The sequence below is a fragment of the Bacillus sp. DWP3-1 genome, from assembly GCF_049896565.1.
Taxonomy (GTDB): Bacteria; Bacillota; Bacilli; order Bacillales; family Bacillaceae; genus Bacillus.
In genome coordinates this window covers 169,667-184,138 of record NZ_JAFCUN010000006.1, presented here as the reverse complement: position 1 = coordinate 184,138, position 14,472 = coordinate 169,667, and the positions used below count along the sequence as shown (strand labels likewise).

Sequence of the window (14,472 nt, the reverse complement as noted above, 5' to 3'; positions counted from 1 at the left end):
GATTGACATCTCCTTTAATTATCTAAACAATTTTTTCATGCGTCCAAGAACAAAGACCGCTAACAATACGCTAATAACCGCAATGATCATATCGAAAAATAACGTCATTTTAATATCGTACGTGCTGACCAACCCGCTTGTAATGAGCGGCACAAGAATAAACGCTGAGCTTGCTGCAATGTTGACGTATGATGAAGCCGTTGCTTTGTTTGTAGGGAATAATTTCATCATAATACTCATCGCCAGCTGGAAGATCCCTGCTGTAAATAATCCTAAGAAAAAGGTGCTGACAATGACAATGCTATACGTTTCAATTTGAAATAGTGAAAGCATGGCAAGAAATGCTCCAACTGGATAAATGATTGCGACCATAATCGGGGAAATGAATTTATCTAATACAATTGAGAGCAGTAGAACTGACACAAGGGCACCAATACTAAAATAAGAAAGAAGCTGTGTCGCTTGTCCTGCACCAAGCCCAATCAATTTCAATCCGAGCTGTGGAAGCCACGTTTGCCATACGACAAACAATGCAGTAGACGTGAATCCCATGAGCACGACGGCTAAGCCTTCACCCAACATTTTAGGTTCTTCCTTCATTTGTTCCTGCACTGGAAGGTCATCTTGTGAAGAGACTTGCTTATGGTTCGGGAACGGCATAAAGATCAAGTAAATCCCTACAAGTAAATAAAGAAGTCCTAGTCCAAAGAACGCCCAGCCCCAGAAGATGTCATGTGCAATAAGGAACGCCAAGATAAATGGAAGAACAGTCGCTCCAATTGAAACGGACGCCTTCACTAAAACAGAAGCTGAACTTGCCTTTTTAGGAAACGATTCTGTCAAAGCAGGATATGTTCCCGAATCAAGTAATGAGTTTGCAATCCCGGCTGAAATCGCAAAGATAAATGCCAATGTATAATTCGTTGTCGTTGGAATACCGATTAAGAATAATAAGTAAAGAAAGTTCCCTGTAATAATGACAGGCTTACGTCCCCAGCGGTCTGCTAACCGGCCAGAGAAAAAGAGAGCAATCAGTTTACCAATTCCGATCGCCGATACAAGCAAGCTGATTTTCGTAATATCCACATGGTAGCGTTCAGATAAGCTATTCATATTGGACGCTACAATGATATTGATCATGCCGAGCATGAAGTAATTTAAATACATGCCGAGTGATGATTTAATATAAGGATTTTTCATGTTCCCACTCCTATATTTGCAACCCTTTTAGGGTTAAATTCTTTGTATGTCGGTTGTTCTTTCTATGAATGTACATAAAGCCCATCACAACACCCCTTATGTGATTGATGTAAAATAATGAATATTCATCTGTTCTTCAATTAAGTACATCGTTCTACTAAAATATAAAAATAAAAACAGCTTTGATAAGAAAGTGAATCTTCATAATTTGATCAGAATCAGAAAATTCCACTTTTAACTGATGTTGAATAAAAACAACGATACACAGAAATAGGTATAACGATATACTAAAAGAAGCAACGAGATAAATATACTCCTGTGTTTAAAATGTGTCAAGTTTATGACTTTGTGATTTAAAAAAAGAAAAATGAAACAAAGAAATGATTGACTTGCTCAATAAAAAAAGAGAATTGCTGTACACAATTCTCCTTTTCACGATGAGGTAGAGGTTTCTCTGATATGAAGTTGAGGCTTTAAGATCAATCGCTGCAGCTCTTCATCCTGCTCGTTCATTTTATGATATAAAAGGTTCGCTGCTTTTACCCCGATGGACCGTGGGAATGAAGAGACAGTGGTGAGCGGCGGGTGATACATTTCCGCTTCAGGGATGTTATCGAATCCAACTACATCGATATCTTCACCAGGCTTGATGTCACGTGATGACAGTCCTTGAATGACCCCAAACGCAACTAAGTCACTAAAACAAAAAATAGCAGTAGGAGGATCGGGCTGATCGATGACTTGGGCGAGTGCTTCTTTCCCGCCTTCACGAGTCGGTTCCATATCAATAATAAGAGATTCATCAATTGTTAGGTTTGCCTCGTCGTGGGCTCTTTTGAACCCTTTCATTCGGTCGATCCAAGTCGAGGAGGTCTTGATGCCGCCTAAAAAGGCAATGCGCCGATGTCCCTTTTGAAGAAGATGATGGACCGCCATCCAAGCGCCTTGTTCATAATCAGCACCGACATAGTCACAATGCACATCCGCTAATTCACGATTTGCCAGTACTTTTGGGGTGCGAATTTGATTTAATTGTTTGACCGTCCGAGCAGAGCTTTTCGAAGCTGGGTTTAAAATGATCCCGCCAACTCGGTGCTCTACCATGGTGGAAATGAGCCGTTCCTGCTTATCGACACTGTCAAAGGTTGTCCCAAGTAAAACGGTATAGCCCAGTGATTCAAGTGTGGTTTGCACGCCGATTAAAAACTCAGAAATAAACGTGTTTGAAATATCCGTGACAATCACACCTACAATATTTGAACTTTTTGACCGCATGTTAGCAGCGACGCGGTCATACACGTATCCTAATTCCTCCATAGATTGCAGGACTTTTTTTCGAGTGGCTTCAGAGATTCTTGGGTTGTTTCGAACAACGAGTGAGGCCGTTGAAGTCGATACACCGGCATGACGGGCGACTTCCTGTAATGTGACACGCTGTTTGTTCATTTTTTTCATTTATCTTCACCAACTTCAATGGATTGCCTAACTTGGTTCATGGTCAGGATGGATTTCTACATCAAACGAGCCGAACATCTTTTGATTTATTATACCTTAATGAGGGGTATTGATGAAGTGAAGTCAGCTAGAGTGACAGAAATCATAAAAGATTTCCATTGACAGCTTTCTTCTAGAGGCGTAAAATATGAAATTATTCAGAAATAGCAACATTTTAAGTAAATAACGAAGGCTATGATTGCTGTGGGTCACACTATGGCAGGAGCAGCTTCTGGAGAGACCGCATGTATGTGCGGCGCCGAAGGGTTCACAATCTCAGGCAAAAGGACAGAAGAGTACGAAATATTGTATTTGTAATGCATGGATGACGCCGTGTATTGCTTTTCTCTATTTTGCTATTCTTTTATGACCGTGAGATTGGAGCGCATCCAATCTCTTTTTTTATGGACTTTTTGAGGGTTCATTATTTCAGTATAAGATCGTGTCGTAGGAGGGCGTTAGCATTGGCACAACAAGAATTAAAACGAGATTTATCAAACCGCCATGTTCAGTTGATTGCAATTGGCGGAACCATTGGAACTGGGCTGTTTTTAGGCTCTGGAAAGGCCATTCAATTGGCAGGTCCATCGATCATTTTTGCTTATTTAATTGTCGGAATGGCGATCTTTTTTGTCATGAGGGCACTTGGTGAATTACTCTTATCGAAGGCGGGCTATCAGTCATTAACCGATATTGCAGAGGACTATCTCGGTCCTTGGGCTTCCTTTGTGACAGGGTGGACATATTGGTTTTGCTGGATTATGACAGCGATGGCGGATGTCATTGCTGTCGGAGTGTATGTGCAGTACTGGTTTGACATCCCGCAATGGATTCCTGCCATCATTTGTTTGTTGATTTTACTAGGGTTTAATTTATTAACGGTGAAGCTTTTCGGAGAAATGGAATTTTGGTTTGCGTTGATTAAGGTCATTACGATTCTATTACTGATCGGCGTTGGAATTGTCCTTTTAATCATGGGTTTTCAAACAGATGCAGGTCCGGTGACGGTAACGAATCTTTGGTCACACGGCGGATTATTCCCGCATGGTGTCACAGGCTTCTTACTGTCATTCCAGATGGTAATCTTTGCGTATGTGGGAGTGGAACTAGTCGGTGTGTCCGCAGCAGAAACAGCCAATCCGCAAAAAAACATCCCGTCTGCGATTAATAAAATTCCTTTAAGAATTCTATTTTTCTATGTGGGTGCCATCTTTGTTTTACTATGTATCAACCCATGGACTGAGCTCAGTGCATCAGAAAGTCCTTTTGTAAAAACATTTGGGCTGATTGGGATACCAGTAGCAGCGGGACTTATTAATTTTGTTGTCTTAACGTCTGCGGCTTCAGCTTGTAATAGCGGTATGTTCTCAACAAGCCGTATTTTATATAATCTCAGTCATCAAAAACAGGGACCAGCTTCCTTTGGACGTCTGAACAAGCACGCTGTTCCAAGTAATGCACTATTCGTTTCAACGATTGTGGTATCGGTCGGTGCTCTTTTAAGCAAGCTGATTCCCGAACAAGCCTTTGGTATTGTCACAACCATCAGCGCCATTTGTTTCATTTGGGTATGGAGTATTATTTTAATTTGCCATTTGAAATATAAAAAAACACGGCCTGAACTGCATGCGGCATCTACTTTTAAAGCACCGTTCACACCTTTTGTGAACATTTGTGTTCTTGTGCTCTTTGCTGCCATTCTTGTGATCATGCTGTTTGCGGATGCAACACGTCCGGCGCTCTTATTAACACCGGTTTGGTTTGGTTTCTTATTATTGATTTATGCACGAAAGAAACGCCGTGCGTCATAATGGACGGAAAAAAGCACAGCCTTTGCATTAGGCTGTGCTTTTGTTCATTTAACGATTTCTAATCCTGAACATATAATTTGCATTCAAAATGATTAAAACAAGTCCAATCACCATGATTGAGAAGAGCTGAGAGTGATTGGCCCCAAGGGAATACACCATCAAAATAAACATGGCACCGATCAACAGGATATTCATCAATTGATATGTGTGAAACAGTCCGCCAAGCATCACATGCTTTTCACCTTCGTCAGAAATAGCGAGCAGCTTTTTACTATAATCTTTGTCAGATGGGCTTGGTAGGTTGCGATTAGGGTAGACAAGCTTTAGAACGGATATCGCTACATAAGAACTGATAATGGTGACGATAAATAAAGTAACATTGACCAGAATCAGCCAAATAGGCTGCTCGGTTACGATGGCCATACCGATGGCAATAATGGACAAAATGGTACTCACCGTATTGGCTAACGTCAAATCAGTAAAGGTTCGATACTGTTTTGCTTCCAGTTCATCCTCCTCATCACCAGATACCGAAAGTGATACTCTTTTTTTCATACGTGAAATCCCTGAAAAACAATAAATAATCAATAGAATCGTCAATCCGCTGATGACAAGAGTCGCTTCGAATGCAACATCAAGAAGTGTCATCTCAAATTCGGCTGCCAGCAGACAGTAAGCGCCGAGAAAGCCAAGGAGAGCACCTAAGAGCATTTTGTATACAATTTTCATGTGAGTTCATCCTCCTCGAATAGAAAAATACGTTCAATGGGTTCCTGAAAAATTCGTGAAAGCTTAACAGCGAGCAAGAGAGACGGCATTAATTCATCTCGTTCCATTAAGCTGATGGTCTGACGAGAAACCTTTGCACGCTTTGCAAGCTCAGTTTGGTTCAACCCATCACGCGCACGAAGCTCTTTTAGCCGATTTTTCATTCTGTCACCTCAACTTTGATCGAAATCTTTCTTTGATTGTAAAGCATTGTATTCAATTTGACAAGTATAGTTGTCAAATTGATAAAAATAATTGTCAGAAAGATCATCTTTAATCAAAAGGTGAACCATGATACGCTAAAGGAAAAAGAAACAGAAAACAGGTGATGTCCGTGTTCATTGACCAATTAAAAAATGACTTACATCAATCACAACCGTTATTTATTGGAGAAGAGACAGCGTTCAAAGCTGCGGTCCTTGTCCCTTTGGTGCAAGTAAACGGGGAATGGCATATATTATTTGAGGTGCGATCGCTGATCATGAGAAAACAGCCGGGAGATATTAGCTTCCCTGGTGGCAAACTCGACGGCAGCGAAACAGCACAGGAAGCTGCACTGCGAGAAACACATGAAGAGCTGGGTATTCCACCAGAATCGGTGGAGATTCTTGGACAGCTCAGTCCTTACATTGCTTCTCCATCCTTCGTGGTCTACCCATATGTCGGGATCATTGATGAACAAAAAGTGAAACACTCCTTCAATCAAGAAGAAGTAGAAGAGACCTTTACCGTGCCTCTATCATGGCTCAGCCAATATGAGCCGTACTTACATCATGTACCCGTTCAGCCAACACCAGCTGAGGATTTCCCTTATGAAAAAATCATGAATGGTGAGAAGTACCGCTGGGGGAGCCGATCGATAGAGGAATGGTTTTATGATTATGAAAACTACACCATTTGGGGATTAACAGCCCGCATATTAAAGCATTTTGTGACCGTTGCAAAAAGAAATTCCTAGAGATTCGCTCTCTAGGAATTTGTTGTTTTCAGCCGTTCTTTCGCTGTTTGTTTTCCTTTACCAATTGGAATAGGAGCTCTCGCTTGGCTCAGTCCGTAGGAAGGCATGTTCATATAGACGGATTCATACGAGCCGGCTTGAATTTGATAGGTTTCATGATAAATGCCCACTGCGTCATTGTTCTGAGCCTTCTGATGGAAGTTCTTCCAAGCCGCCAAATGTTTTTCCATCTTCGCATAGGCAAGGAGGTCATCTGTTGATTTCCAATATTGGATCATCGCTGTCGTGCGTAAGCCAAAGTAATTCTCTGTCCCGAGGAAACCAAGCTCATCTTGATGGGTATACAGCTCTTTGATCATGCCAGGCATCGCCATGAACACAGGCAGCCATTGATGAACCGCCCAGCGTTTGTTGATCCGCATGCCGATGATGAACACAACAATCGAGTCAGAATTTTCTGTTGTAAACCTGCCAGCACGTATGTCTTTTTTCATTCATTTACCCTTCCTTTTTCATCAAATGGGATGTTTCCACGCACCAATCAATTCCTGCTTGAGCCACTCTTTTTCCGTAATCTAAAGTAAACAGCCAATACTTCGCATCCGCTTCATCTGGATAAAGCTCTTGAATGTTTTCTTCAATCGAAACATAGGTCTCATAACGGATACGAAGCTGCCTTTCATAATCCTGTAGAAGCACCAGCTTTTTCTCAAACGAAAGATATTGTCCAAAGAATAACTTTAATAACACTTCATTTCGTTCTGCTGGTAACTGATCGAGGGGCTTTGCCAGCCATTGCCTTAACGTCTTCAGCCCTTTTTCAGTCAAATGATATTCCCGCTTGTCTGAGCGGCCAGACGTAGAAGCAGGTGAAACCTCAGCAAGACCTTCCTCGACTATAAACTTTAAAGCTGGATAAATTTGTCCATAACTAATTTTCCAAAAATGATGCAAGCTCTTATCAATTAATTGCTTCACTTCGTACCCTGACTTACAATCTGTCGTTAAAATACCTAAAATTGCATACGTCGTATCATTGTATTTTTTCATATCAGCACACCTATCCAAAAGATATATCAATTAGATATATAATAAATTTGAAATGAATAAAAAGCAAGAAAATAATAATTGATAGATTTATATTTTTGAAATACAGGAGATAAATCATAAATATGGTAATATATACTTGATGTGTAAAGTGCTTGCGCATCTATTCATAAAAGAATGGAGGGTGTACAAATGAAGTTGAGGAACATAGGAATATTGTTCATGATTGTTGCACTATTGATTGGTGTTGGAAGTTTTGGAGGAAACAAAGCATCTGCTAAAAAAGAATCACTGAATCAATCTTATGCATATGCTTATAAAACAAAGGACAATGTCAGTTGGCTGAAGGTGACTGAAAAGAAAGGCAAGGTCACGGGTTACCTAAACGGTAAGGGTGTTAAGATTGATCCAATTGAACCTTTTATGGTGAAAACAAAATACAAACTAACCGGGAAAACCACCAAAAAAGGATACAAACTTAAAGTCCAACAAAAGAAGAAAACAATCGTATATGACATCTATTTTTCTGGAAAAGATCTCATGGTCAAAAAGCAAGGAGCAAAGAAAAGTAAACGCTATCAAGCTGTTGATGAGAAGAAATTAAAAGAATACAAAAAAGCCATAGATAAGCGCTATGATGAGTACGTCGATACAGCAGAAGACCGTTACTATGAGATCATAGGGAAATACACAGATAATTTAAATAAAGCCTACGGCTATCTGTATACAGCAAAAAACAATTCATATCAAATTTTCCTTGATATCGAAGAAGCCGTTTTTGAAGGGGATTTTTCAGGAGCTATTACAATCTCCAAAGCCACAGGGAAGAAAAGTAAGCCATTGAAAAAAGAAAAATATCAAGCAGTTGGAACCACAGGTTTTAAAAACTTTTGGGTATATCCCACACCAAAAATAAAGTGTGGCTTGTCTAAGATGATAGGGTCATCTGATGTAGAGGCTTCCTATATTGAGTTACCGATTTGGAAAAAGAATGAAAAAATGAAACTGAAAGCTGTGAATAAGAAACAATATCAAAAGCAAGAAGAAGCATTTAAAAATGCCGCAAAGAAAAAAGCAAAGAAAAAATAATGATAATAATTAAGTCAGATAGGACATTTGATACTATCTGACTTTTTCGATTTAAATTTCCTCTAAAGTAAAATGAGGTCGTTTTGATGACATTAGACTTGTAAAAAAATATTTTTTAAATTCAAAAATATATGTTGACGCTTACATTAACTCAATATATACTAAAATCAAATCCAATATTGATAAATTAGACATGTGACTGGTCATGCAGGCAGGATCTAAAAACGATGAATTTCTTTAATTTGTCGTTTTAGGTCCTTTTTTTATTGCTGAAATATAGGTCTCATGTATGAGAAAAGGGGGAGAAAAAATGGATTACACACAGGTTGCCAAAGACGTTTTACAGCATGTAGGTGGCAAAGAAAACATTGCGCACCTTGAGCACTGTTCAACAAGACTTCGCTTCACACTGATTGATCAGAAGAAGGCAGATGTACCGGCTCTAGAAAAAACGCCAGGTGTCATAGCTGTCAGAATGTCAGGTCAATGCCAAGTGGTCATTGGGAATGACGTCATCGAAGTGTATCAAAAATTAACAAGTTTAATAGGTAGCAGCTCATCAGGGAAAGACGCGCCTTCCAATCAGCCAAAAGTAAAAAGAAAAGCAGGCACAGTTCTGTTAGATTTCATTGTAGGTGTCTTCCAGCCGCTTGTTCCAGCTATCGCAGGCGGAGGGATTTTAAAATCATTTCTTCTCCTTTTCTCTTTATTAGGCTGGATGGATGCAAAGGGCCAAACCTATCAAATATTGAACATGGTAGGGGACGCACCTCTTTACTTCCTCCCTTTACTAGTCGCTGTAACGACTGCCAATAAACTAAAAGTAAACCCACTGGTCGCATTATCAGCAGTCGGTGCGCTCCTTCTTCCGAACATGACGGCTATGCTTACTGAAGGTGCGCAATTGATGACATTCGACGTAAAAAATATAGCTTATGCGTATCAAGTGTTCCCAGCAATCCTTTCTGTATTGCTTTACGCTCAAATGGAAAAATTCTTTACACGATTTTCACCAAAACCAATTCGGATTTTCTTTGTCCCAATGATGTCATTGGTCATTACTGTACCAGTTACGTTACTTCTATTAGGACCGATTGGTTTTACAGCAGGACAAGGTTTTTCATCCATCATTCTTGCAATGTTTAATACAGTAGGCTGGGTAGCTGTCGCAATTTTAGCAGCAGTCCTCCCATTCATGGTCGCATCAGGTATGCACAAAGCAATGGTCCCTTATGCAGTCACAACAATGGGGACCCTTGGGAAAGAAGCGCTTTATTTACCTGCATCACTTGCACATAATATTGCTGAAAGTGGAGCGTGTTTCGCTGTGGCACTACGCACAAAAGACAAGGTACTCAGATCAACAGCCATTTCGGCAGGGATTTCAGCATTTTTTGGCATCACAGAGCCTGCTTTGTATGGTGTGACACTTCAAAATAAGCGGGTCCTTGGAAGTGTCATGATTGGTTCGTTTGTTGGCGGAATCTTCATTGGATTAGTTGGTATACAAGCCTTTGTACTTGTTGGCCCTGGATTAGCAAGTATGTCGATGTTTATCTCAGATGAGCTCCCGCGAAATCTGATGTTTGCTGTCATTGGAGCAGTCATTTCGTTTATTGTCGCCTTTATCGCTGCTTTTGTATTAGGTAAGGATAAAACAGTAGAAGAAAAGACAAATGATCAAGCTGCATTTGCTGAACAAATTGGAGCAGGTGAAACATTCAAAAGCCCTGTGATTGGTCAAATGATCTCTCTATCTGAAGTAAAAGATGATATTTTCTCTTCAAAGGTCATGGGTGAAGGAATTGCCATAGTACCTTCAAAAGGAGCGCTTTATGCACCAGTAGATGGCGAGGTGACCTTGCTGTTCGAAACAAATCACGCACTTGGTATGAAAACGGACCAAGGGGTTGAAGTATTATTCCACATTGGCATCGATACCGTTCAGCTGGAAGGACAGTATTTTCATCCAAAAGTGCAGGCAGGAGAACGTGTTCAAGCAGGAGATTTACTGATTGAATTTGATGTAGAAAAAATCATAGCAGCAGGATATGATCCAGTTACACTTGCTGTAATCACAAATACAGATCAATATGATATAAAGGTACAGCCATTACAAGAGGTCAATCGTCAAGATACATTGATGGTTGTCACACAATTAGGAGGCTAATCATATGACAACAATTAAAGGTTTTCCAAAAGGATTTTTATGGGGCGGCGCCATTGCCGCCAACCAGGCAGAAGGCGCCTGGAATATAGATGGAAAGGGACCATCAGTTGCAGATATTGCAATGTATCGTTCCAATTTAAGTGTAGAAGATTATGAAGGACATCTTGCTGTTACTTCTGAAAATATAGATCGTGCAATAAAGGATCCAGACGATAAAAAGTACCCAAAACGCAGAGGTGTTGATTTCTATCATCACTATAAAGAGGATTTGGCTCTATTTGCTGAAATGGGCTTTAAAACACTTCGCATTTCTATTGCATGGAGCCGGATCTTTCCTACTGGAGAAGAAGCTGAACCGAATGAAAAAGGGCTGCAATTTTATGATCGTGTATTTGCCGAAATGAAAAAACTCAACATAGAACCGATTGTGACACTCTCTCATTATGAAATGCCTTTAGCCCTTAGTGTGAAATATAACGGCTGGGTTGAAAGAAAAGTGGTCGATCTCTTTGTGAAGTTCGCCAATGTTTGTTTCGAACGTTATCAACATGATGTGAAATATTGGCTCACTTTTAATGAAATTGATAGTATACACCGCCACTCATTCATTACTGCAGGAATTATTCCTGATCGTTGCCCAGAAGGAAAAGTAGAAGAGACGGTGTATCAAGCGCTTCATCATCAATTTGTCGCATCTGCTCTTGTAACAGCAGATTGCCATCGTATTATCCCAGGCAGCGAGGTTGGGTGTATGCTGACAAAATTGACAACGTATCCGCATACATGTCATCCGAATGATGTGGAACAAGCCTTGAAACAAAACTTAGAAAACTACTTCTATGCAGATGTTCAGGTGTTTGGCGAATATCCGCCACTGATTACACGTATGCTTGAGAGAAAAAATATTCATATTCATATGGAAGCAGATGATCTAACCATTCTAAAAGAAAACACAGTAGATTTTATCTCATTTAGCTACTATATGTCTTTAACTGAATCAGCCCAAGAAGGATTAGAACAGACAGAAGGGAATACGATTCGTGGAGTCAAAAACCCTTATCTTCCTTCAACTGACTGGGGCTGGCAAATTGATCCGGTTGGTCTGAAAATTTCTTTAATCGAATTGTATGATCGCTATCAAAAACCTCTTATCATTGTCGAGAACGGAATGGGTGCAAAGGATGTAGTTGAAAGTGATGGCTCTATCCATGACGACTATCGTATTAACTATTTTAAAGAGCATTTCCGTCAGATGAGAGAAGCGATTGAAGAAGGCGTCGATCTCTTTGGATATACGAGCTGGGGCTCAATTGATATTATTAGTGCAGGTACATCACAAATGTCAAAACGCTATGGCTTCATTCACGTAGATCAAGATGATGATGGCAACGGAACCTTAAAACGATCTCGAAAAGACTCATTTTATTGGTACCAAAAAGTCATTGAGACAAATGGTGAATCGCTTGATTGAACACCACAATCATGAAAACAGGTGATGACGATGTTTAAAATCAAAAAAGTTTTAAACTCGAGTGTGGTCCTGGCTGAAGATCAGAACCAACAGGAGATGGTTTTGTTTGGCCGAGGGATTGGCTATGGACAGAAACCGGGTCAAATGATAGAAGAGAAAAAAGCGGACCAAGTCTTTATGTCAGTCGATAACATGAGAGCAAAAGAATTTCTTCAACTGTTAGATTCAATGCCTCAAGAGTTTATCGATTTAACTCAGCACATCGTCCAATATGCAGAAAAACGGTTAAATTCAAATCTAAATTCAGGTGTTTATTTTACCTTAATGGATCATTTGAATTTTGCTGTCGAACGACATAAAAAGAATATTAATATTACGAATCGCGTGTACTGGGAAATCAAAAATTACTATACTGAAGAATTTGAAGTAGGGAAGTACGCACTTGAGTTAGTCAATGATACATTGGGCATACAATTACCAAAAGAAGAAGCCGCCAATATCGCCTTTCACTTAATTAATGCATTAGGTGAAGAATCTGATTCGAAAGATGGCATGAAATATGCCAAAATGATCGGGAGTATTGTCAATCTTGTGCGCTATACATTGAATATGAAGATGGACCAAGAGAATATTCATTACAGTCGGTTCATTACACATGTGAAGTTCTTTGTAGAAAGATTTTATGCAAATAAATTACTCTCAGATCAAGAAAATGAGTTGTTTGAACAAATTGCACACTTGTATCCTCAAGCGATGGATGTTGCTTTTAAAATCAAAGATTATATTAAACAGGTGCATAGTATCGTCATTCCTAATGATGAGCTTACTTATCTTGCGGTACATATACACCGCCTCATATCTTATCAGCAATTAAAATAATGGTGGGACCACTTGCCTTGTGATCAGGCAAGTGGTTCTTTGCTATGACCAATTTTTATATTAAGTTCCGATAGGTCGTTCTGTTGTACCAGCATTCGTCTCATTTAACGAATTGAAAGACGCTGTTTGTCCGAAAACAACGATGGTTAAAGCGATGATCAATAAACTCATTTTTTTCATTAGAATTCCTCCAGTCAAGTATAGGATGGTTCCCGTGATAGGCTTCCTTTAAAAAGAGATAGGCTTGATGAATGTCACCCAATTCCTCAAAGTGTTTTGCAGCTAGAGCACTTAATTCACAGGCACCTTCAGCATCCTTTAATTCTTTTAGAATGCTGATTTCATCGAAACAGGCTTGAGCTTTTTGAGCCATATCTTCAGTAAAATATAGATGGTAAAGCAAATTCATTTTTGCTGTATAGATGGGGCATTTCTCTGATTCATGTTTTTGGTTGACCAATTCGAAGTAATAGAGAGCTTGTGTTCTTTCATCAATAGAGAGCAGCTCTTTGATTAACATAAACATGGAGTGATGGAAATAGCACGATGAGAGGTAGTTTTCATCACTTAGAGCCTTTTCTAGGGCATCGATACATTTTTTCGATTCTCCAGCTTCGGCATACAGAATACTGATATTATGAAAAAGCTGTGAAGTTAGAAAATGATCATTTAGACTGTCAGCGATGTGTATTGCTTTTTTGTAGTAGTTTTCTGCTCTTATGAAGTCGCCAATGTCCATATAATTAGCAGCGGCGATGACAAAGGCTGTCGCTAGTCTTCTTTCATATCCTTCATGACTTTTGAAAATATCTATAGCATTCTGAATATAGTGAAGAGAAATTAGGCTTTGACGAAGTAGCATATATAAGTTTGCGATTTTCGTATGAAATTCTGCTACTTCTATTTCATCCGGAATGTTTTGCAGTTTTTTCTCGGCAATTTTAAACAGTCCAATGGCTGATGCATAGTCCCTGTTATATGAAGCGTAAAGGGCTTTGTATAGGTAAAAATAGTATTCAATTAAATCGTTTGTTTTAGAGGGGCAATCTAGCTCTGTCTGTTCATTCAGTTTTTTACCTCTCCGTTCATATAACATGAGTTTATACTTGCCTTCTAGCAATGAATAATAAGTCAAGACCTCCTGATTCTCTTCCATTTCTTGAAGTAATTGCTTTAATTCTGTGTACATTGCGTTAGCACTGTGTACATCATGCTTGCGAATCGCAATTCGCCAATCATTTAAACGGTTCCCCACCTGTTCAGCAGAAATGATAGCCATGAAATTTCACCTCTTTAAGATCCTTTCACCTGTTTCACTAAAAAACGATATCACAATTTTTGGAAGAATATAATCATTTCTGCGAGGTGATTGCCAAGAGGTAATAAAAAGGACCTAAGGTCATGTGATGTACGAAATTGTAATGGTGATTGAATGTTTTTACAAATGATTAAAATCTTTTTTTAGTCGTCTAAAAAAGGGATATATACATTGGGTTTTATGATTATGTTCGAAAATATCACTGGTATATTACAAATAAAGTGATTTTAGGTAAACGACGGGTCGGTTGGAAGGTCGATCTATTAA

Annotated in this window: 13 protein-coding genes and 1 riboswitch; of the genes, 6 read left to right on the top strand and 7 right to left on the bottom strand. The window is 39.4% G+C overall.

Annotated features, from left to right (window positions below; genetic code table 11):
- Positions 1 to 18: 18 nt before the first annotated feature.
- Together ACP7A0_RS14410 and ACP7A0_RS14405 are read right to left on the bottom strand one after the other, a co-directional pair.
- Positions 19 to 1,200 (bottom strand): MFS transporter, encoded by a 1,182-nt coding sequence (locus tag ACP7A0_RS14410; protein WP_060597655.1) that lies wholly within the window; start codon positions 1,198 to 1,200, stop codon positions 19 to 21.
- Positions 1,201 to 1,632: 432 nt separating this feature from the next.
- Positions 1,633 to 2,655, bottom strand: coding sequence for a LacI family DNA-binding transcriptional regulator (locus ACP7A0_RS14405; protein WP_066031496.1), 1,023 nt, complete (start codon positions 2,653 to 2,655; stop codon positions 1,633 to 1,635).
- 261 nt (positions 2,656 to 2,916) lie between these two features.
- A riboswitch (glycine riboswitch) is annotated at positions 2,917 to 2,996 on the top strand.
- 162 nt (positions 2,997 to 3,158) lie between these two features.
- Between ACP7A0_RS14405 and ACP7A0_RS14400 the strand changes: the two genes are divergently transcribed.
- On the top strand, positions 3,159 to 4,505 hold the full coding sequence (locus ACP7A0_RS14400; RefSeq protein ID WP_060597654.1) for an amino acid permease: 1,347 nt from the start codon (positions 3,159 to 3,161) through the stop codon (positions 4,503 to 4,505).
- Positions 4,506 to 4,553: 48 nt separating this feature from the next.
- On the opposite strand, the gene ACP7A0_RS14395 is transcribed toward ACP7A0_RS14400, so the two are convergent.
- The gene (locus ACP7A0_RS14395; RefSeq protein ID WP_426005571.1) at positions 4,554 to 5,234 is read right to left on the bottom strand and encodes a DUF3169 family protein; all 681 of its coding nucleotides are present in this window, start codon (positions 5,232 to 5,234) and stop codon (positions 4,554 to 4,556) included.
- Positions 5,231 to 5,437 (bottom strand): helix-turn-helix transcriptional regulator, encoded by a 207-nt coding sequence (locus ACP7A0_RS14390; RefSeq protein WP_034323321.1) that lies wholly within the window; start codon positions 5,435 to 5,437, stop codon positions 5,231 to 5,233. The genes ACP7A0_RS14395 and ACP7A0_RS14390 overlap by 4 nt, the downstream gene beginning before the upstream one ends.
- Before the next feature lie 170 nt (positions 5,438 to 5,607).
- Between ACP7A0_RS14390 and ACP7A0_RS14385 the strand changes: the two genes are divergently transcribed.
- Positions 5,608 to 6,231 carry an NUDIX hydrolase gene (locus ACP7A0_RS14385; protein WP_066031498.1) on the top strand — a complete coding sequence of 208 codons (624 nt, stop codon included), beginning with the start codon at positions 5,608 to 5,610 and terminating at the stop codon, positions 6,229 to 6,231.
- Positions 6,232 to 6,242: 11 nt separating this feature from the next.
- Here the strand turns inward: ACP7A0_RS14385 and ACP7A0_RS14380 are convergent, their stop codons facing one another.
- The gene (locus ACP7A0_RS14380) at positions 6,243 to 6,725 is read right to left on the bottom strand and encodes a DUF4188 domain-containing protein (protein WP_095285585.1); all 483 of its coding nucleotides are present in this window, start codon (positions 6,723 to 6,725) and stop codon (positions 6,243 to 6,245) included.
- Positions 6,726 to 6,729: 4 nt separating this feature from the next.
- Positions 6,730 to 7,281 (bottom strand): PadR family transcriptional regulator, encoded by a 552-nt coding sequence (locus ACP7A0_RS14375; protein ID WP_106030715.1) that lies wholly within the window; start codon positions 7,279 to 7,281, stop codon positions 6,730 to 6,732.
- Between the two features lie 219 nt (positions 7,282 to 7,500).
- On the opposite strand from ACP7A0_RS14375, the gene ACP7A0_RS14370 reads away from it, so the two are divergent.
- The 4 genes from ACP7A0_RS14370 to ACP7A0_RS14355 all read left to right on the top strand — a co-directional run bounded on the left by ACP7A0_RS14370 (position 7,501) and on the right by ACP7A0_RS14355 (position 12,887).
- On the top strand, positions 7,501 to 8,367 hold the full coding sequence (locus ACP7A0_RS14370) for a hypothetical protein (protein WP_052004378.1): 867 nt from the start codon (positions 7,501 to 7,503) through the stop codon (positions 8,365 to 8,367).
- Between the two features lie 310 nt (positions 8,368 to 8,677).
- The gene (locus ACP7A0_RS14365; RefSeq protein ID WP_426005567.1) at positions 8,678 to 10,537 is read left to right on the top strand and encodes a beta-glucoside-specific PTS transporter subunit IIABC; all 1,860 of its coding nucleotides are present in this window, start codon (positions 8,678 to 8,680) and stop codon (positions 10,535 to 10,537) included.
- A 4-nt stretch (positions 10,538 to 10,541) separates the two neighbouring features.
- Positions 10,542 to 12,008 carry a glycoside hydrolase family 1 protein gene (locus ACP7A0_RS14360; RefSeq protein WP_106030713.1) on the top strand — a complete coding sequence of 489 codons (1,467 nt, stop codon included), beginning with the start codon at positions 10,542 to 10,544 and terminating at the stop codon, positions 12,006 to 12,008.
- Positions 12,009 to 12,038: 30 nt separating this feature from the next.
- Positions 12,039 to 12,887, top strand: a complete 849-nt coding sequence (locus tag ACP7A0_RS14355) for a PRD domain-containing protein (protein WP_034660546.1) — start codon at positions 12,039 to 12,041, stop codon at positions 12,885 to 12,887.
- A 100-nt stretch (positions 12,888 to 12,987) separates the two neighbouring features.
- Here ACP7A0_RS14355 and ACP7A0_RS14350 read toward each other — a convergent pair whose 3' ends face one another.
- Positions 12,988 to 14,166 carry a Rap family tetratricopeptide repeat protein gene (locus tag ACP7A0_RS14350; protein ID WP_095285588.1) on the bottom strand — a complete coding sequence of 393 codons (1,179 nt, stop codon included), beginning with the start codon at positions 14,164 to 14,166 and terminating at the stop codon, positions 12,988 to 12,990.
- Between the last annotated feature and the right edge of the window lie 306 nt (positions 14,167 to 14,472).

Coding starts and splice junctions, on each gene's coding strand:
- ACP7A0_RS14410 (WP_060597655.1), bottom strand. CDS start 1,200: ATGAAAAATCCTTATATTAAATCATCACTCGGCATGTATTTAAATTAC.
- ACP7A0_RS14405 (WP_066031496.1), bottom strand. CDS start 2,655: ATGAAAAAAATGAACAAACAGCGTGTCACATTACAGGAAGTCGCCCGT.
- ACP7A0_RS14395 (WP_426005571.1), bottom strand. CDS start 5,234: ATGAAAATTGTATACAAAATGCTCTTAGGTGCTCTCCTTGGCTTTCTC.
- ACP7A0_RS14390 (WP_034323321.1), bottom strand. CDS start 5,437: ATGAAAAATCGGCTAAAAGAGCTTCGTGCGCGTGATGGGTTGAACCAA.
- ACP7A0_RS14380 (WP_095285585.1), bottom strand. CDS start 6,725: ATGAAAAAAGACATACGTGCTGGCAGGTTTACAACAGAAAATTCTGAC.
- ACP7A0_RS14375 (WP_106030715.1), bottom strand. CDS start 7,281: ATGAAAAAATACAATGATACGACGTATGCAATTTTAGGTATTTTAACG.
- ACP7A0_RS14370 (WP_052004378.1), top strand. CDS start 7,501: ATGATTGTTGCACTATTGATTGGTGTTGGAAGTTTTGGAGGAAACAAA.
- ACP7A0_RS14365 (WP_426005567.1), top strand. CDS start 8,678: ATGGATTACACACAGGTTGCCAAAGACGTTTTACAGCATGTAGGTGGC.
- ACP7A0_RS14360 (WP_106030713.1), top strand. CDS start 10,542: ATGACAACAATTAAAGGTTTTCCAAAAGGATTTTTATGGGGCGGCGCC.
- ACP7A0_RS14355 (WP_034660546.1), top strand. CDS start 12,039: ATGTTTAAAATCAAAAAAGTTTTAAACTCGAGTGTGGTCCTGGCTGAA.
- ACP7A0_RS14350 (WP_095285588.1), bottom strand. CDS start 14,166: ATGGCTATCATTTCTGCTGAACAGGTGGGGAACCGTTTAAATGATTGG.